This window comes from Pseudoalteromonas sp. APC 3691 (assembly GCF_030408135.1).
In the GTDB taxonomy this organism is placed as follows: Bacteria; Pseudomonadota; Gammaproteobacteria; order Enterobacterales; family Alteromonadaceae; genus Pseudoalteromonas.
Genome location: NZ_JASDCB010000018.1, coordinates 1 through 18,901, shown reverse-complemented (window position 1 = coordinate 18,901; position 18,901 = coordinate 1). Strand labels below are relative to the sequence as shown.

The window sequence follows — 18,901 nt, the reverse complement described above, 5'->3', positions numbered from 1 at the left end:
ATGAAAAAGTTTTATATATCGCTTCTAGGCAGTGCACTTTTATCTATTGTGGTATTGGGCTGGCTTATTGATGCTTTTAGTCAACAAGCGCATACCCCACAGGATGAATTTAGTCAGCAAAGTAAAATGATCATGGGTTTTAGCAAGCAGTTAGCTAACATACCTACATCTGAGCGCAGCGATTATGTAAAACAACTAGCCCGAGAGTTTGATGTTTTAATTGACTACAAGCCTAATGAATCACTTGCTTTACCGCCTTCATTATTATTACAAATGCACACGCCAGGTGGGCTGATTTTAGAGGATCAGCAAGGCTTTTATATGCTTTATAGTAGCGACGTTTTAAATCCTTTTCACTTATCAATGCGTTTAGATAAAATTTTTGATAGCGAGCAGCATAACGACATTATATTAACCCTACTATTTTACGCAGGCCTATGTGTATTTATGGGGTTTATTATCGCGCCCTTAGCTAAACGATTAACCGTGTTAAATGAAGCCGCTAAAAAGTTTGCCTCTGGTAATGTTCAAGCCCGAATAAAGGTATCGCACTTTACCTATATAAAAGACGTAGAACTTACTTTTAACCGCATGGCTAGCCAAATAGAGAAACTTGTCGCCGAAAACAAACTAATGGCCTCAAGCTTGTCTCACGACATACGTACCCCTATCGCGTGCCTACGATTTGGTTTAGATGCGGCATTAGATAGCCATGATGAGCAAAAAGTAAAACAGTATTTAACCCGTATGGAAAACGATTTAGATCATATGGAATCGATGCTTAGTAGCTATTTAGCATTTGCTACTTTAGAGCAAAACGCTAATAAACTGACCTATTCATCAACCAATATTAAATCCTACCTTGAAGATATTTTAGTTCAACTTGCACCAAAACTTGAAATGCAAATGCTCAACGTACAACTCAATAGTACTGATAAAATAATAAATGCAGATCTTCACTGGCTTGCTCGTGCAATTACCAATTTATTAACTAATGCCTCTGATTTCGCAAACCAACATATTTACTTAAGTGCGAAGTTACACGAACAACAGCTTATAATAACGGTAGAAGATGACGGCCCTGGCATAGCTCGAGAAAACTTTAGCAACGTATTTAGTCCATTTTTTAGAGAAGAGGCTCACCGTAACAGAGCTGATAAAAGTTACGGCCTTGGTCTAGCTATTGTTGAAAAAGTAGCCGACTGGCATCATGGCAGTGTTAAAGTTAGTAAAAGTACACAGCTAGGTGGTGCGTGTTTTACTCTCACTATTGCACAGCACCATAATCCGTAAAGCAATAGTTACAGACTGTAATTAACAATTATTAAACAAAATCAACTCGTTATTTTAAACGACTTAATAACAACAATTAAAATCGATGGTTATAACATACACTTTACTTATTAATTTGTGCTAGATCAGCAAATAAGCACTTTTTATTTTTTTACATTTCCAGTAGATTGTCACCGCCGTCACACAATAGAGAAGTACAATAATATGAGCGCAGTTAGAGGCGAGTTTAGCTCTCGCTTTGGTTTTATTATGGCCGCCGCGGGTTCTGCCGTTGGTTTGGGCAATATTTGGGGATTCCCTACACAAACAGCCAGTAATGGCGGTGCTGCATTTTTAGTCGCATATTTAGTGCTTGCGTTCTTTTTAGCCTACCCCGCTTTAATGGCTGAACTTATGATTGGACGTCATGGCCAAGCAAACGCAGTGTCATCTCTTCAAAAAATATCTAATAAGCCATGGCAAAAACACTTTGCCTTTGCTGTTGGTTTTGGCGGTATTTTATGCGCTGGCTTTATACTAAGCTTTTACGCCATTGTTGCCGGTTGGATGCTCAGCGCCACAGCTGAACCAATAGCTACTCTTGTTGGTGCCGACACAGCATCGACATGGCTAAGTGAGCAATCGCTTACCCGAAACATTATATTCACTATGGTTTTTATTGTACTAACTGTCGCTATTATCAGTAGAGGCGTTGAGAATGGTATTGAAAAATGGTCGAAACGCTTAATGCCTGCTCTTTTAGGTATTTTATTTGCACTTATTGCTTATGTAATGACCCAAGATGGCGCAATGGAAGGTTTAAAGGCTTACTTAGTTCCTGATTTTTCATCTATTTTTGACGCAAAATTATTAGTGAGTGCGCTAGGACAAGCTTTCTTCTCTTTATCGCTAGGTACTAGCGTAATGATTATTTACGGCTCGTACATTAGTAAAAAAGAAAACCTCGTTTCTTTAGGTGCCTATGTAACCCTTATTGATGTATTTATAGCCTTTGTTGCAGGTTTACTGATTATTCCAGCTATGTATGTAGCACAAGCTCAAGGCGTTGAAATATTCTCGGCCACAACGGGTAAGCTACTCTCTGAAGATACGTTAGTATTTCAGGTACTCCCTGCTTTATTTGATGGAATGGGCGAAGTTGGCTTATTTGTGGGCTTTTCATTTTTTGCGTTAATGAGTATTGCCGCTTTAACGTCATCTATTTCAATGTTAGAGGCGCCAGTATCATACACTGTAGAACGCTTTGGGATGAAACGCGTTCAGGCAACCTGGTTGATTGGAGCTTTAATTGCTATCGTTAGCATTACAATTGTGTGTAACCTTAGCAGCTTATTTGGCTTAGTAATCACCCTCACTACAAAAGTAGCTCAGCCTTTGCTTGGCCTTATGTGTTGTATATTTGTAGGCTGGATTTGGTACAGAGGCTCATTACTTAAAGCAATTAAAGAAGGTAATCCTGAAGTTCATAACACATTATTTTGGAAAGTATGGCCTTGGTATACCAAGTTTGTGTGTCCACTTGCTATTGGTATGGTGTTTTTACACTCACTATTAAGCTAAATAATACCTTAACCTTAAATAGTCTTAAATTAAAATAGCCCACATTAGTGGGCTTTTTTTATAGCTGCTTAAATTGGATTTATTTAGAGAGTTTTAAAATCATATCTTGATGAGGGATACCGTCCTCTAGATATTCACTTTTATAATCTTCAAAGCCAAAAGAGCGGTAAAAATCAAGCAAGTAAGTTTGTGCACCTATATAAATATCTCGCTCAGGCCATTGTGCTTTACAGCAGTCTATAGCTTCAGTAATAAGTAAAGTAGCATACCCATTGCCACGCGCGCTTTCACTTACTAGCACGCGACCTATTGCGCTGTATTGTGCACTTTTTTCATAGCATCGCGCGTAAGTTTGTAGTTGCCCATGACTCAATGTATATAAATGCTGTGTATTTAAAGCAATGTCTACATCATCAAGTTCAGGGTAAGGGCACTCCTGCTCTACAACAAACACATCAACACGCCCCCGCATAATAGTAAAAAGAGTCTGTGTATCAAGAGCGTCAAACTGCTCACATTTAAACTGCATATCAAATCCTATAGGCAAAAAACCCAGCTTAGGCTGGGTTTATTAAAATCACTCGCTAGCTTAGTTAACTTATACTAAGTAAATAATCGCTCTAGCTGATCACACAGCTGCGATAAATTCACATGATCGTGCTCTATGGTCAAATCTACATAACCATCGCCTTTAAAGGCTCTGTCTAGCTCTATAAGCACATGTGTTTTATGTGCCTCTGGTACAAACGATAATTCAATCTCCTGAATGCCAAATAAGCTGCGGCTATTAGGTTTATACTCAAGTTCTTGATAGCATCCAGATAATGACTGAAAAGTTGAAGCCCGTAAGTGACCTTTTTCTACGTCAGCTTTCATTAAACTAAAACCTAACTTTTCCATCGCTTGCATACACGTTTTAACCGCTTCATTAGGGTAAATGTGTAAATGATCTTTATCTGTTGGGTCAAGTGCTAAGTCTATATCTAGGCCTGTTTCTAGCCATACATGTGATTGATTATAACCTGCATTAATTTCTGTAATAGGAGTTTCAGAATGAAGACGCGCTTCAAAAGGGATATTTTTAACTTCGCCAGGCTCAATTGTACCTATATCTGTAATTCGCCATTGCTCAATCACATGATTCGTAAAATAATCGCCATTATCACCTGCAACTTTAACACGAGTCATTAATAATAAATCTAAACCTGAAATATCTTGGCTCACATCACCTGCAGTAATGACTATTTGTGCGTTAAAAAGTTGACCTGGTTGTAGGTGTTCAGTTTCTAAAATAGTGTCTACCTTTGCAGAACCAATACCTACCGACGCTAAAATCTTTTTAAACATATACCTCTCCTTAAGCTGAGCGGCTGTATTATTTGCTCCAGCTTAAACTTCTTCGTTATTGCATCTTAACCATATTTAAAAGCGGTTGTCAGTGAAAAAATGTTATTTACATACTATTTACGATTAAATACGTGTTTAATGTGCATTTTTTATACGTGGCGGGGCAAGTAATTGATTAGACGCGTTCATTTTTAGGTCTATTTTTATTTTCAATGGTATAAATTTTTCGTTACACTGCAACCCCAAATGAAGTGATATTAAGAATTATGGAACTAATCTATTTTGCCGCCGCGTTTGTGTGTGGCTTTGCTGTTTATCAGTTAAAGCTGCCTCCTCTTATTGGATTTTTATTAGCAGGTTTTGCTTTAAATTTATCGGGTTATAAAAGTACAGAGTTGCTCGATACAATAGCAGCACTTGGCGTAACCCTTCTTCTTTTTAGTATTGGTTTAAAGCTAAAGGTAAACAGTTTAATTAAACCCCAAGTGTGGGCGCCTGCAACATTGCATATTATTTTTAGCAGCGCGCTTTTTAGTGGCTTTATGTTATTGCTTGGTGTTTTCGCTATTCCACTGTTTATTGATTTAAGTTGGCAAAGTGCTTTATTAGTTGGGTTTGCGCTTAGTTTTTCAAGTACTGTATTTGCAGTAAAAGTGCTTGAAGAACGCGGAGAAATGGCAAGCCTTCACGGTAAAATAGCCATTGGTATACTAGTCATGCAAGATATCTTTGCTGTAATATTTTTAGCTATTAGCACCGGTAAAATTCCAAATGTATGGGCAATTGCATTAATAATTGCTCTGCCTTTATTACGACCTGTCATGTATGGCGTATTAAATCGCTCTAAACATGGTGAACTATTACCATTATTTGGTTTTTTCTTTGCTTTAGTTGCTGGTTATCATGCATTTGAATTTGCAGGATTAAAAGGCGACCTAGGCGCACTCATAATTGGGATGATGTTTGCACCACATAAAAAAGCAGGAGAACTATCAAAATCTCTGCTTAATTTAAAAGACATATTATTAGTCGGTTTTTTCTTAAGTATTGGCTTGAGCGCAGAGCTAACCACTAGCTCATTAATCGTTGCTATTATACTTGTTTTAGTTTTACCTATTAAAATAGCGCTTTATTACGTGTTCACAAATATATTCAAACTACGCGCACGTACATCATTACTTACCGCCTTTAGTTTATCTAACTACAGTGAATTTGGGTTAATTGTATGTGCAGTAGCAGCTAGCACAGGCATGATCACTTCTGAGTGGCTGGCCGTAATGGCAATTGCTGTTTCTATTACCTTTGTAATTGCCTCGCCGTTAAATAAGCGCTCAAACGAGCTATACGTAAAAATAGAGCACTGGCTATTAAAGTTTGAAAGCAAAACTCGTTTAGCTGAAGAGCTACCTGTTAACCTAAACGATACTAAAATAGTCATTTTTGGTATGGGACGTATTGGTACTGGTGCTTATGAAACAATCAACGCGACTCACCCAAATGTTGTTGCAGGCATAGATATAAAACCTGAAGTGGTAGATAAGCACGTTAACAGAGGCCGCAACGTATTAATTGCTGATGCAACAGATCCTGACTTTTGGCAACGAGTAAATCATTCGCAAGTAGAAATGGTCATGCTTGCAATGCCAAAGCATATGCAAAATATTTTTGCGCTAGAGCAACTACAAGCCTCAGGTTATAAAGGCCAAGTAACAGCTATTGCAAACTACCCTGATCAACAAAAAGAGCTAGAAGAAATAGGTGTTCATTCTACTTATAACTTTTACTTAGAAGCAGGTAGTGGTTTTGCAGAACACGTTAAACAAGAGCTATTTAACGAATAATCACTTTTTATAACGTCTATAAATAACAAAGTCTTAGAATTATTAAGGCTTTGTTATTAGTTTCTAAATAAAAAGCAATTCTATTTACATTCCTTTACAAGCCATTTCACCACAACAATGAAAAACAGGTAGACTATCCGTGTTGGTTAAATAAAAACCCATGTTCTAATAATAACTTAATTAGATCCCAGCTAATTAAAGTTCAACTAGGTTTATATTAATCAACAAAAATTATTAAATCAGAGGGCCTACTCCCTCGCAAAATAGGCTGTTTCTTGCCCGTCACAGCCTATTTTATATTTCTAAAATCCCTTACACTTACGCAGACTTTAAAACCTAAGTAACTCTTATGGATCCAAAACAATTAAAAATAGCTGTAAATACAACGATGCCTTTTGGGAAATATGCTGGGCGCCCTTTATTACTACTACCAGAACCTTATTTGGTGTGGTTCAAACAGCAGGGATTTCCTGACTCAAAACTTGGTAGCCAACTAGCGATGATGTATGAGGTTAAACTAAATGGCCTTGAGCAAATGTTAATGCCATTACTTGAAAAAAATAAAAAATAATTGAGAACTTTTTTAAATACTTGCGGTCTATTATATTGCTACTTGTTGATTTTGGTTTTTAACCGCAAAAAAAGCGCCTTAGGCGCTTTTTTTATGTCTTAAATTTGAGAGGTAAATATACAATAAATTTAGCACCACCTAAGCTTGAGCTTTCTGCTTTACACTCTCCTTGGTGCCACGACACAATTTTAGCAACTATAGCAAGCCCTAAACCAAAGCCACCAGTGTCCTTGCCTCTACTTTTATCTAATCGAGTAAAAGGCTTAAATACGTTTTCTCGCTCAACGGGGTCAATCCCTTCACCATCATCTTCAACAATCAATACGATGTGAGTTGCCTCTTGTAGCAATGAAATTTTGACTTGTTGATGAGTGTATTTGAGCGCATTGCCAATTAAATTTTGAAATACTCGCGCCATAAAGTGGCTATCACAGTAGTAATTTAAATGCTCAGGGAGGTTTATAGAGAGCGTTGTTCTAGCTTCAAAATTTAGCTTTTCAACAGTGGTTTTTACCAGCCCAGCTAAATCGCAGTTTATTGGCTGTAAACTTGGTTGTTGAGAGTCTAATCGCGCGTATTCAAGCATTTCAGAGACTAGTGACTCAAGCTCACTAATGTCTGTTTGCATGTTTGTTAGGTATTTTTCGCCTTTTTCATCAAGCATTTGCTCTTGTAACATTACAATTGCAAACTTTAAACGTGCTAATGGCGTTCTAAATTCATGTGATACCGATGAGGTAAGCTCTTGCTGCGCACTAAGTAAAAACTCAATACGTTGCTGCATTACCTTTAATGTATCTGTTATAGGTAAAAAGAAAGACTTAGAAGAGTCATTTAGTTGAAAGTCTTGCAAACCCTCTACCGCTTCACACGCTTTACGTAGCTTTGCAAAGTCACGCCAGAGTAAAAAGCTCCATAGCCCAACTGGTATACCTACAATAATAAGTAGTAATAAATACGGCCAAACTGAAGATGATTCTTGCGTTAATACACCTACCGGCCCTACCTGAAGTAATGAATCATTACCGAGATCTACATACCAAACAATGCGTTGTTGCTTATCATACAAATATAAGTAGTGATTTTGATTTAGCTGCGATTGTTGTTTTTGAGGGAGTATTAAATCACGTCGTTCAATCACTTTACTTTCAAAGTTATGCTTTAGCTTTTTAAGACCATTTGGGGTTTGCGAAAGCAACCACAGTGATTGCCCAAACTCATCGTCTAAGAAGACCTGCTGCTGCGACTCTTCATAAGGCCACAGCTGCTCAATAACACCACTTACAACAAATAATGAAACAATGATATATAAGTATAAGCTGGTAAACAGTTTTCCCATTACAGCCGATTAACCTTAAATAGTTCTAGAGATCCCACGCATCAGAAACAAATAAATAGCCTTGTCCCCATACAGTTTTTATACGATACGGCTTATCACTGTTGTCGCCTAATTTTTTACGAATTCGTGATACGCGTACATCCACAGTTCTATCAAGTCCGTCGTATTGACGGCCAATCATATGTTGGTGCACATGCTCTCTGCTTAGTACTTCACCCGCATTTGACGCTAATAGCCATAGTAGTTCAAACTCGTGCGAAGTTAATACAATCTCTGAATCACTTAGTTTTACAATACGGCTTGTTTTATCGATGACTAAATCACCAAACTGCAGTTCTTCACTAGATTTTACTGTTGGTTGCCCACGTCGAAGTAATGCATTGATCCGCGCTAGTAATACACGTGGCTCTGCTGGTTTTATTACATAATCATCAGCACCAAGTTCTAAACCAAGTACTTGGTCGAAGTCTTCACCTTTAGCAGTCAACATTAAAATTGGTAGAGTAAATTTATCTCTTACTTGGCGGCAAACGCTAAAGCCATCTTTACCTGGCAGCATAACGTCTAGAATCATTAAATCGGGTGTATTGTTTTCTAGGTAATTAAACACTTCGTCACCGCGGTCTAACACTTCGACTTCAAGGCCATTATGTTCAAGGTAATCTTTTGTTAACTGTTGTAAACCGAGATCATCTTCAACAAGTAAAATTTTTGGCATTAGTTGCTCCTAAATTAAAAAAAGCTCCACGGAGAGCGAAGCCTACGCCTATTTTTTTTAGCATGGGCGCTTTGTACTTCAACCTGTGTTTTTGCTATTAACACACCCGTATGAGGATTGATTAAGGAGTATATGGTCTCCACCTGAACACGCGCTTTATAATTAAATTGCCCAGAACGCTGCTGCTGCCAGCATTGAAGTAGTTGTTCTTGTTGATACAAACAGACATCACTATAGGTGTTTAATAGCCATTTAAACTGTAAATCAAGATCGCAAAAATCCTGCTGTTCGGAAACCACGCAGACTTTTGGAGAAACACTAAAAACAGGGGTTTGTGCCACGCTAAAACCACTAAAAAAAGTGGTAATAAACACAACTAATATTGAATACTTCATATTAAAAAGTACGATCGAATCCTATAAATGCAGTCATTGAATAAGTACGTTCAAAGAGCGGACTGCCATCCATAGCCGAATAGTCGTAATATGCTACATGAAAACGAAGAGAGTCAGCCTTACTCAGTGGCCAACGGGCGTCGATTTTAGCATAAGGTTGCCAACTACTACCAACGTCTATTTTGCCAAATTGAGTTTCACCCTCATTAAGTCCATAAAAATAGCTATTTAGTTCCGCAGATTTATAGTTTATTCCAAGTGTTGGCTTTATTTTAAGCTTTCCTAGCACAGTATGATATTGCCACTGCAATGCACCGCGTACACCTCGATAAACATCGGTTATATCATGCAGAGCCTGAACTGAAAAAACATGGTCATCATTTACATAGTGATATGCAATACCCGCATCCAAGGCAATTTGCCGTTTATGCAAATTATCAATATCAACATAGCGAGAGGACGAGGCTTCATTTTGCATTACGAGCTGATTATTAAGAGCACTACTTTGCAATGCAAATACATTTTTAGGGTGCCAGTCTATAAAAAAGCGAGATTCAGAGTTGAGTTCACTAACTAGATTAAAGTGATGCTTTGGGGATTGTGAAAATGAATAGCCAAGGCGGCCATTATCAAAAAACCATTGCTCTGCATAAAACGCAATTTGTGGAATAAGCACAAGCGGAATATTATCTCCACCATGCAAAGGGTTGGTTATAACTCCAGCCCCCACGCTTAAACTCAAATGCAGGCGATCAGTTGTTATATCTTGCTCTGTATAATCGTCAGCATGCTTGCTTGCCTGTGTTGCTTGCACCGAAAGGCAAGCAAACAAAGTGCTAAAACATAGAGCAGTTAATAAGGAGAAGGAATACCGCATCAGCGTACATCAAAGTATTAAATTAAGTAAGTTCCCCATACTAGCAAGGTCTTTTTAAACTAGCTCTAGCTGGTTACAATTATTCACAATTTGTATACACAAATGTTAACTTTTGTGTTTTTGAAGTGACAAACCCTTCAAATTAGTTATGTGCGTTGGCTAAGCTGGCACTGCTTTGAGAAACTTTGGAAATGAGGGATAACCTCGCAAATGCTTTAATTCAAATAAAATCTGCAGGAAGCCAACTCTAACAACTTTTTTTTATTAACCTTACAAGCTACTAGGTTACCAAAGTTAATAGCGGCTTTAGCCGTAATAAATCAAGCTTCTGATGCTTATTAAATATCAGGGGCTATTTCTATTCGGTTTCGGCCATGTGTTTTTGCGATATATAAGGCTCTATCTGCACGCTCAACTAAAACTGAGCTATTAGTAAATGGAAGTAAAATAGCTAAACCAAAACTTGCAGAAATAGCACGTTTAGCTGTTATATCATGCTTTTTACGAATCGCTAATTTCGCAATAGCTAAACGTATACAATCGGCAAACGCTATTATATCGTTAATAGTGTCAAAGTAGGCTGTTATGCAAAACTCCTCGCCACCGTATCTATACACATTTGCAGCTTCAGTTGTATTTTCTCTCACTTTTTTAGCAACTAGCCTAAGCACTTCATCACCCTTTTGATGGCCAAAATCATCGTTAAAGCGCTTAAAATGATCAATATCAAACATAATGAGTACGGCAAGAGAGTCTTCTTGCGCTTGCTCTGAGTATTCGAGGCAAAAGTTTACAATATCAGAATCAAACTTACCTCGATTATAAAAACCCGTAAGCGTGTCGATATCGGCTGCTTCCTTTGAAATATTGAGTGCTTCTTTTAAATCTTTTATTTCATTGTAGGCAACGGCTAATTTAGTCTGAAACTCCCGAGCATAATCTTGCATTGCAATAGAATCGTCGGTTAAACGCTCAACACAACCTAGTATCTCATTGTAAGAGTTTACATCAACAAGCATATTTAATTCATTTTGTGAGTCAACTAAACTCGTCGTAAAGCTTTTAGAGTGATCAAGCGTTGTGCTTATATCTTGCTGAACTTGCTCCATAGTTGTATGAAATTTTTCAGTCATTTCTTGAAAAAAAACGAGATCGTCTTGCGTTAAATGTTTATCAAAAATTTCTTTTACTTTGTCTTGTGAACATGTTTGTTGCAGAGCAATAACATGGTCTAACTCAGCATTTAATGAAGGTTTGTTTCCTTGAATATAACAGTACCAAATTGCATAGTTGATGGGTGTAACCGGCATTCGGTATTTTACCATCAAAGGAATCGCCTTTTTTAGGCATTGAGCAGAATGAGCAAGTGATACGGCGTGGTTCATAAATAAACTCTCAAGCGTCATTGTTTTTGTTATTAGCGCTCAATGTTAAGTAATAGTAAACTTATACGCAACCTATATTCATACTATTTAACTAACTTGCTTATTCTCTGCGCGCATTAAATCGCTTTTGCATCTAAAGTTTGCGCAATATTCCACAAAGCACTGATTGCAGGGTCATTTAACTCTTTCCTTAATACTGCCAAACCAATATCAAACCCATCAGGTGCTTGCATTTTTGGTGTTAGTATTTGTACTTTATCTTGCAGCGGGCTGTTATCTAGCACTATTTTAGGGACCATTGCGACACCTAATCCTAAGCTCACCATGGATACCATTGCTTCGTGCCCAGCAACCTGTGCGTAAATTTTCCCGTGAATATTATTTTTGCGCCACCAGTGTTCTAACCTTTGGCGAGAAAAACCTTGTTCTGGCACAATAAATTCTAAATCAGACCAATTAATGTCATCACCATTCTGCGTTAGTTTTTGTGTGATCGGGCATTGAATTTTTGGTCCAATTAATATAAGTGGAGAATGCCCTATATCTACAAAAGCAATTTGCGCCGGTAACTTATTTGGCTTAGCTGCAATAGCCATTAATTCATGCCCATCTAATACACGGTTTATAGCAAGTGCAGGGTCGCCTGTATTTAATGTTATTTCTATATACTGATGCTGCGCACGAAGTTGCTCTAATATTTGATGTAAAAAACTATAAGATGCAGTAACCGAGCAATAAATACTTACTTTGCCGTAAATATGTTGTTGTGGGTCTTTCACATTCGTTTTAAACCGCTGCCAATTAGCAAGCGTTGCTGTGGCGTAATCAATAAACGACTCACCCTCACGCGTTAATTTAACACTGCGGTTATCGCGTACAAATAATGCAACACCGACCTCTTCTTCCAAGTGTTTTATATTGCGGCTTAAAGTGGGTGCGCTTATATGACAAAGCTCGCTTGCGCGTCCAAAATGAAGTGTTTTAGCCAGTGCTAAAAAGTAGTTTAAATGTTTATGATCCATGCCAAACCCAGTATTTCATATTATGAAACACTTTAATTCAAATATATCATTTTACGCAAGCAACGATTTTACATATGGTGTTTGTAAGCGCAATAAATCTTGCGCATCTAACAAACATGACTTTATAGGACACTAACAATGGCGAATTATTTCAACACCTTACCTTTACGCGAGCAATTAGCGCAATTAGCGCAATGTGAATTTATGGACGCAGGCGAATTTGCCGATGGCGTTGACGCACTTAAAGGTAAAAAACTAGTTATTGTAGGCTGTGGCGCACAAGGTTTAAACCAAGGCTTAAACTTACGTGACTCTGGTTTAGATGTTTCTTACACATTACGTGCTTCAGCTATTTCTGAGCGTCGCCAATCATTTTTAAATGCGTCTGAAAACGGCTTTACTGTTGGTACTTATGAAGAATTAATACCTACCGCTGACGTAGTACTTAACTTAACGCCAGATAAACAACATACCGCTGTAGTAAGTGCAATTATGCCACTTATGAAAAAAGACTCTACACTTGCTTACTCTCATGGTTTTAATATCGTTGAAGAAGGCATGCAAGTACGTGAAGACATTACTGTAATCATGGTTGCACCTAAGTGTCCTGGTTCTGAAGTACGTGAAGAATACAAACGCGGTTTTGGTGTACCAACTCTGATCGCAGTTCACCCAGAAAATGACCCTCAAGGTCTTGGTTTAGCACAAGCTAAAGCGTATGCAGCGGGTACGGGCGGACATCGCGCAGGTGTACTTAAATCATCATTTATTGCTGAGGTTAAGTCTGACCTAATGGGCGAGCAAACCATTTTATGTGGCATGTTACAAACTGGCTCTATTTTATGTTTTGATAAAATGGTAGAAAAAGGCGTTGATGCGGGTTATGCATCAAAACTAATTCAATACGGCTGGGAAGTAATTACCGAAGCACTTAAGTACGGTGGCGTTACTAACATGCTTGACCGCCTTTCAAACCCAGCAAAAGTAAAAGCGTTTGAACTAAGTGAAGAGCTAAAACTAATTATGCGCCCGCTTTATAATAAGCATCAAGATGACATCATCGACGGCACTTTCTCACGCACTATGATGGAAGACTGGAATAACGATGACGTAAACTTACTTAAATGGCGCGCAGAAACGGCAGAAACTAACTTTGAAAAGACCCCTGCTGGCGATGTGGAAATCTCAGAACAAGAATTTTTTGATAACGGTATTTTAATGGTAGCAATGGTTAAGGCAGGTGTTGAACTTGCATTTGAAACCATGACAGCAGCCGGCATTATCGAAGAGTCGGCCTACTACGAGTCATTACACGAAACGCCATTAATCGCCAATACTATTGCGCGTAAAAAGCTTTTTGAAATGAACCGTACTATCTCTGATACTGCAGAATACGGCTGTTATTTATATAACCATGCATGTTTACCATTACTTGCTGATTTTATGAAAAACGTTGATACAGACATTATCGGTAAAGGCCTTGGCGAGCACAGTAACCAAGTTGATAACCAAACATTAATTCAAATTAACGCTGCATTGCGCGAACACCCAGTTGAGAAAGTAGGTGCTAAATTACGTGGCTACATGTCAGCAATGAAAAAGATTGTTTAACCCTAAACAGTAAATGTTTCGCTTGTTAGAAACCAAGCCCGTATGCTTTTTGCATGTGGGCTTTTTTATGCTCATTCATAAAACTTTAATCATCCAACGCTACCTTTTATCCATCCCTTTATAGGCAATATTTAGATCAAAATAAATAATGTGCTAATATAGTCCTCTACTCAGTTGTAAAATTAATTAATATCATGACGATACAAAACCTTTCTATTACTCAAAAAATCACAGCTTTAGGCAGTGCTATTGCTATATGTGTAGCCGCGCTTATTGGCTTGACCTCTTTATACAGCTCAGAAGATATAATTGAGCAACGTATGATTGAGTCAGAGCTCCCTAGTAAACTGCAAACAATCAGCAATCACATAGGCGGTGAAATCAACGAGTTACTCGGTGCTGCTCAGCAACTATCATCAAACGAATTTATTTTACAATGGGCTCAATCAAACAACCAAGACGATACATTACTATTAAAAGAATTAAATCGCGTTGCCCAGCAATACGATTTAGCCACAGCATCTTGGGCAAATAGAGACACTGCACAGTACTGGAACCAGAATGGGTTTTTGCGTGTGTTAAAAAACGATGCAGCCGATGGCTGGTTTTTTGCTTTTAAGCAATCAAAACAACCTTACTCTATCAGTATTTATCAAGAGTCAGCCAATGATGTGAAAATGTTTGTAAACCATCAGCAGGCCAATGGTACTGGTTTAGCAGGTCTTGCAAAAAGCATCACTGATATGCAAAAGCTATTACAGCAATTTAAAATTGAGCAAACAGGCTTTGTATTCATTGCAGATAAAAATGGATTGATTCAGCTTCATAAAGATGCAAGTAAAGTAGCTAAAGCAAATATTGATGATTTGTATACTGCAAATATCCACAGCCAACTATTTAATAGTAATGGCTTTGCACTAGAAGAAATTAATTTAAATGGCGAACCGACACTTGTAGCTGCTACGCCTATTAAAAACACCGATTTATATGTTGTAGCTCAAGTACCAAAAAGTGAAGTTTTCGCAAGTGTAAATACCTTACAATGGCAAATTTTTACCTTTACGATAATTACAGCATTAGTTGCGAGTTTAATCAGTTACTTACTTGCACGCTCACTTTCATCTCCACTTTCTAAAATGGCTGAGTTATTTTCACGATTAGGCTCAGGCGATGCAAATTTAGCGTACCGCTTACCAGAATCGAGCCAACCAGAGCTTAACAACCTAAGTAATGGCTTTAATCAGTTTATTAACAAAATAGAAACAGCCATTACTCAGGTTGCAAGCGAAAGCCACGATATACGTCAAAGCTCTGATCATGTATTTGAACAAGCCAAACGAAATTCTCAAGCAATAGATCACCAAAAAGAACAAACAATATCTGTCGCAGCAGCAATCAACGAAATGGGCGCCACAGTACAAGAAATAGCGCAAAGCGCAGCAAATACAGCTAAGTTAACCGATAATAGCCGCGAAAACACCATTCAAAGTCACAAACAAGTACTCCAAAGCCAAGCAACTATATCAGCCCTTGCCAGCGATATTGATGGCATAACAGAGCAAGTTACTTTGCTTTCTAAAAAAACGGTTGATATTGCAAGTATTGTTGACTCAATTAGAGGCATATCGGATCAAACTAATCTACTTGCTTTAAATGCTGCAATTGAATCTGCTCGCGCAGGTGAACACGGACGCGGCTTTGCTGTTGTTGCTGATGAAGTACGTGCACTGGCAAACCGTACATCGCAATCAACCACCGAAATTCAATCTATGATTGAAGAGCTTACAAGAATATCTGACGATGTAGTTAACGATATTGGTCAATCGAAAGATAAAGCTCAGCAAAGCGTTGGTGCTATGCAAAGCTCTGTTGAATTACTTGATACAATAACCGAAACAGCAAATGAGATAAACGATATGGCTACGCTCATAGCGACTGCAACTGAGCAGCAAAGTAATGTGGTTGCCGATGTAAGTCGTAATATTGAGCAGATTAGCGAAATTAGCGATAAAGCAATGAGCGAACAAATCAATACAGAGCAAGCTATTCGAGACTTAGCAAACAGCGCACAAACCCTTGATGCACTTGTAGCTACCTTTGAAAAGCATCGCTAAGCGACTCTAATATTACACGCCAGCTATGAGCAAAAACTATATTCGAAGATAGTTTTTGCTCATAGCTAATATGCTTAATTTATACAAACTAAGTGTTTTCACTATCGCCGCTATTAAACGCTAAAACGTACGCTTCCTTTTTAGCTCTAGGAAGCTTTTTTAATTGATACTCAAGCTTACTTGCTTCACTTTTATTACCTACTTGTTGTTGATGGATAAGTAAAAGAGGCCCTTTTCCTCTAAGGTTTTTAGCTCCTTTACCAGCCTGATGAGTTGCAAAGCGTTTTTCAACATTAGTCGTGATCCCTGTGTACCAATGACCAAATCGTGTTTCAACTATATATAAAAACCAAGTAGACTCAGTTTTTAAAATATTCGTTTCAATATACTGTAAACTTTTTTCATTATCAGTGGTCAAAACATTACCTTAACGCCCTTAACATAAAACAATTGCTTAAAAGGGTTTTACCTTCAGTGACTAATCGGTATCATGCAGATTATAAAAAATAAGGATCACAACTAACAATGCAGTCGTTAAAAACTTTTTCTCTTTGGCTTATCGTCGCTTTAACACTTAGCTCAGCAGCAGGTTGCTCTAGCTGGGTATACCGAATTAACATCCCACAAGGCAACTTTTTAGAGCAATCGGATGTTGAAAAACTTCGTGTAAATATGACCCGAGAGCAAGTTGTTTATGTATTAGGTAGACCTATTGCCGAGGACGCCTTTGATAACAATACTTGGCGCTATATTTACAGCTTTAATAAAGGCCGTAAAAACGAACAAAATAAAGAGTTAGTAATTAACTTTGAAAATGAAAAGTTAGTTTCAATCTCAGGTGATTATGACCAACCTGAAAACTTTACTACACCGCTAGAGCAATAAACGTCTCAGGTAGTAAAAAAGGTGAGCATGGCTCACCTTTTTTATTGGTTTACTTAAAAAGCTTTTACCATTTTAAACGACGTTAGCGTGTGATTTAATCTGTTAAATTGTTCGAAGTTTATGCCGATTGGTATTACTTCTCGAGTGGGCGACCACCCGTTATTTTATTTGCACGCCCCTCTTCTTTTGCTTTTTCTGCACGTTTTCTGCGGGCATCTTTAGGATCTGCAATTAGTGGACGGTATATTTCTATACGGTCACCGTCTTTTAATTCATAGTTAGCTTTTACAGTTCGATTCCACACACCTAACGTTAGCGATGTGGCATCTATTTCTGGGCACTTTTCTATAATACCTGACTGAATAACAGCTTGCTCGACTGTAGTCCCTTGTGGCACTTCAATTGATAAACACGTGGCCGTGGTCGGTAATGCAAAGACCACTTCAACATTAATCATACTCGCGCTCCATAAACCTGTTTTGCACGTTGAGTAAATGCACTCACCATATTTTTTGCTACATCGTTAAAAATCTTTCCAAAGGCAAGCTCTATTAACTTACTTGAAAATTCAAACTCTAGGTGCAAATGAACCTTACATGCTTTGGCGTCAAGCTCTTGAAAATGCCAGCGCCCTTTTAACGTCTTAAACGGACCATCAACAAGGCGCAGTATCACGGTTTGCTCATCAACAAAGGTGTTTTCGGTGGTAAACCACTTTTTTATACCCGCCTTAGATATTTCTAAACTCGCGGTCATGTTATTATCGTGCTGTGAAACAATTTTTGAGTCTGAGCAATTTGGTAAAAACTGTGAATAAGCTTCTACATCATTAACTAGATCAAACATCTCTTTAGTGCTGTACATAACCAGCGCACTTTTTTCTATTTGTGGCATACTCACTCCCAACTGTGTGGGCGAATTTTAGCAAGCTTTGCGCGTTTCCCCAAATTTTCATGCTGCTTAAATTAAAGCTAAATTTTTAAAAGCATTATTAAAAAAATCGATGTAAAACATCTCACATTACGTATATTATAGGGCACTATGGCTAAGAAAAATTCATCAAAATCGACAAGTAATACCATCGCGCTAAACAAAAAAGCGCGACATGAGTATTTTTTACACGATAAGTTTGAAGCGGGTGTTGAACTACAAGGCTGGGAAGTTAAAAGTATCCGAGCTGGTAAAGTAAATATCACAGAAACTTATATTCACCTTAAAAATGGCGAAGCATTTTTACTTGGCAGTCAAATTCAGCCACTTATCAGTGCATCGACCCATGTAATTTGCGACCCGCTACGTTATCGTAAATTGCTATTAAGCAGACGCGAACTTGACCGTTTATTCGGTGCTACAGAGCGCGATGGCTATTCTTTAATAGCTACAGCGATGTACTGGAAAAAATGCTGGGTAAAACTTGAGTTTCATTTGGCAAAAGGTAAGAAATTACACGACAAACGCGAAGACGGTAAAGATAAAGACTGGTCGCGTGAAAAAGAACGCTTAATGAAGCATAAAGCATAAATAAAAACGCCTAATTTATTAGGCGTTTTTAATTTCACCTATATAAAAACTCAAAAAATACCAATTCGCTTAACTAAGTAATCTATTATGAGATAAGAAAATAATGTCGATAACAAGACAAAACTTGTTATACCAATCTGCTTATATATGGGGTCTATTTAACGTTAAGAAAATTACGCTAGAACTAGGCAAAAATTTTTATATCTAGGGCGTGTTGATCTTTGTGGTATGAAAAACAAACAGCATGAAGATAAGGTATAATTGAATTCGCCAGAAAACTTTACACCGAACCTACATGCCAAGATTAATGTTAACAGACGGGACATGGAATGTCTTATCAAAAGTAATGTACTTAAGTGGTCGAATTTATAATAAGCCCGACCATAGAAAAACGCTCGAAGGCATACTGTATAAGATGCGCA

Annotated in this window: 19 protein-coding genes and 1 pseudogene; 9 read left to right on the top strand and 11 right to left on the bottom strand. The window is 37.9% G+C overall.

Annotation, left to right across the window (positions count from 1 at the left end; translation table 11 throughout):
* Together QL998_RS08000 and QL998_RS07995 are read left to right on the top strand one after the other, a co-directional pair.
* Positions 1-1,293 (top strand): ATP-binding protein, encoded by a 1,293-nt coding sequence (locus QL998_RS08000; protein ID WP_290192497.1) that lies wholly within the window; start codon positions 1-3, stop codon positions 1,291-1,293.
* 204 nt (positions 1,294-1,497) lie between these two features.
* Complete coding sequence (locus tag QL998_RS07995; RefSeq protein WP_290192496.1) at positions 1,498-2,853, top strand: sodium-dependent transporter; 1,356 nt, start codon at positions 1,498-1,500, stop codon at positions 2,851-2,853.
* Positions 2,854-2,932: 79 nt separating this feature from the next.
* Here the strand turns inward: QL998_RS07995 and QL998_RS07990 are convergent, their stop codons facing one another.
* Entirely contained in the window at positions 2,933-3,382 is a 450-nt protein-coding gene (locus QL998_RS07990) for a GNAT family N-acetyltransferase (RefSeq protein ID WP_024599166.1), read from the bottom strand.
* 74 nt (positions 3,383-3,456) lie between these two features.
* On the bottom strand, positions 3,457-4,200 hold the full coding sequence (locus tag QL998_RS07985) for a sporulation protein (RefSeq protein ID WP_290192495.1): 744 nt from the start codon (positions 4,198-4,200) through the stop codon (positions 3,457-3,459).
* A 266-nt stretch (positions 4,201-4,466) separates the two neighbouring features.
* Here QL998_RS07985 and QL998_RS07980 point away from each other — a divergent pair, with 266 nt between their 5' ends.
* Positions 4,467-6,041, top strand: coding sequence for a cation:proton antiporter family protein (locus tag QL998_RS07980; protein WP_290192494.1), 1,575 nt, complete (start codon positions 4,467-4,469; stop codon positions 6,039-6,041).
* 349 nt (positions 6,042-6,390) lie between these two features.
* The gene (locus tag QL998_RS07975; protein ID WP_024606183.1) at positions 6,391-6,612 is read left to right on the top strand and encodes a DUF3820 family protein; all 222 of its coding nucleotides are present in this window, start codon (positions 6,391-6,393) and stop codon (positions 6,610-6,612) included.
* Between the two features lie 91 nt (positions 6,613-6,703).
* Here the strand turns inward: QL998_RS07975 and QL998_RS07970 are convergent, their stop codons facing one another.
* The 6 genes from QL998_RS07970 to ilvY form a co-directional block, all read right to left on the bottom strand.
* Positions 6,704-7,951, bottom strand: a complete 1,248-nt coding sequence (locus tag QL998_RS07970; protein ID WP_024606184.1) for an ATP-binding protein — start codon at positions 7,949-7,951, stop codon at positions 6,704-6,706.
* A gap of 25 nt (positions 7,952-7,976) precedes the next feature.
* Entirely contained in the window at positions 7,977-8,669 is a 693-nt protein-coding gene (locus QL998_RS07965) for a response regulator (protein WP_024606185.1), read from the bottom strand.
* Between the two features lie 14 nt (positions 8,670-8,683).
* Entirely contained in the window at positions 8,684-9,064 is a 381-nt protein-coding gene (locus tag QL998_RS07960) for a DUF3019 domain-containing protein (protein ID WP_024594944.1), read from the bottom strand.
* A gap of 1 nt (position 9,065) precedes the next feature.
* Positions 9,066-9,878, bottom strand: coding sequence for a MipA/OmpV family protein (locus QL998_RS07955; RefSeq protein ID WP_024606186.1), 813 nt, complete (start codon positions 9,876-9,878; stop codon positions 9,066-9,068).
* Positions 9,879-10,279: 401 nt separating this feature from the next.
* Positions 10,280-11,326, bottom strand: a complete 1,047-nt coding sequence (locus tag QL998_RS07950; RefSeq protein WP_290192493.1) for a GGDEF domain-containing protein — start codon at positions 11,324-11,326, stop codon at positions 10,280-10,282.
* Between the two features lie 116 nt (positions 11,327-11,442).
* Entirely contained in the window at positions 11,443-12,348 is a 906-nt protein-coding gene (ilvY, locus tag QL998_RS07945) for an HTH-type transcriptional activator IlvY (protein WP_290192492.1), read from the bottom strand.
* 138 nt (positions 12,349-12,486) lie between these two features.
* Here ilvY and ilvC point away from each other — a divergent pair, with 138 nt between their 5' ends.
* Positions 12,487-13,959 carry a ketol-acid reductoisomerase gene (ilvC, locus tag QL998_RS07940; RefSeq protein WP_024589917.1) on the top strand — a complete coding sequence of 491 codons (1,473 nt, stop codon included), beginning with the start codon at positions 12,487-12,489 and terminating at the stop codon, positions 13,957-13,959.
* A gap of 194 nt (positions 13,960-14,153) precedes the next feature.
* Positions 14,154-16,073, top strand: a complete 1,920-nt coding sequence (locus QL998_RS07935; RefSeq protein ID WP_024606188.1) for a methyl-accepting chemotaxis protein — start codon at positions 14,154-14,156, stop codon at positions 16,071-16,073.
* An 88-nt stretch (positions 16,074-16,161) separates the two neighbouring features.
* On the opposite strand, the gene QL998_RS07930 is transcribed toward QL998_RS07935, so the two are convergent.
* The gene (locus QL998_RS07930) at positions 16,162-16,491 is read right to left on the bottom strand and encodes a GIY-YIG nuclease family protein (protein WP_290192491.1); all 330 of its coding nucleotides are present in this window, start codon (positions 16,489-16,491) and stop codon (positions 16,162-16,164) included.
* Between the two features lie 107 nt (positions 16,492-16,598).
* Between QL998_RS07930 and bamE the strand changes: the two genes are divergently transcribed.
* On the top strand, positions 16,599-16,958 hold the full coding sequence (gene bamE, locus QL998_RS07925) for an outer membrane protein assembly factor BamE (protein WP_004335706.1): 360 nt from the start codon (positions 16,599-16,601) through the stop codon (positions 16,956-16,958).
* A 133-nt stretch (positions 16,959-17,091) separates the two neighbouring features.
* Here the strand turns inward: bamE and QL998_RS07920 are convergent, their stop codons facing one another.
* Together QL998_RS07920 and QL998_RS07915 are read right to left on the bottom strand one after the other, a co-directional pair.
* Positions 17,092-17,415 (bottom strand): RnfH family protein, encoded by a 324-nt coding sequence (locus QL998_RS07920; protein WP_007584122.1) that lies wholly within the window; start codon positions 17,413-17,415, stop codon positions 17,092-17,094.
* A complete protein-coding gene (locus tag QL998_RS07915) occupies positions 17,412-17,852 on the bottom strand; it encodes a type II toxin-antitoxin system RatA family toxin (RefSeq protein WP_290192490.1) in 441 nt (146 codons plus the stop codon). The genes QL998_RS07920 and QL998_RS07915 overlap by 4 nt, the downstream gene beginning before the upstream one ends.
* 147 nt (positions 17,853-17,999) lie before the next feature.
* Here QL998_RS07915 and smpB point away from each other — a divergent pair, with 147 nt between their 5' ends.
* Together smpB and QL998_RS07905 are read left to right on the top strand one after the other, a co-directional pair.
* Positions 18,000-18,479, top strand: a complete 480-nt coding sequence (gene smpB, locus QL998_RS07910) for an SsrA-binding protein SmpB (RefSeq protein ID WP_010553883.1) — start codon at positions 18,000-18,002, stop codon at positions 18,477-18,479.
* Between the two features lie 295 nt (positions 18,480-18,774).
* Positions 18,775-18,901, top strand: a pseudogene (locus tag QL998_RS07905) (IS5/IS1182 family transposase); the annotation flags it as partial.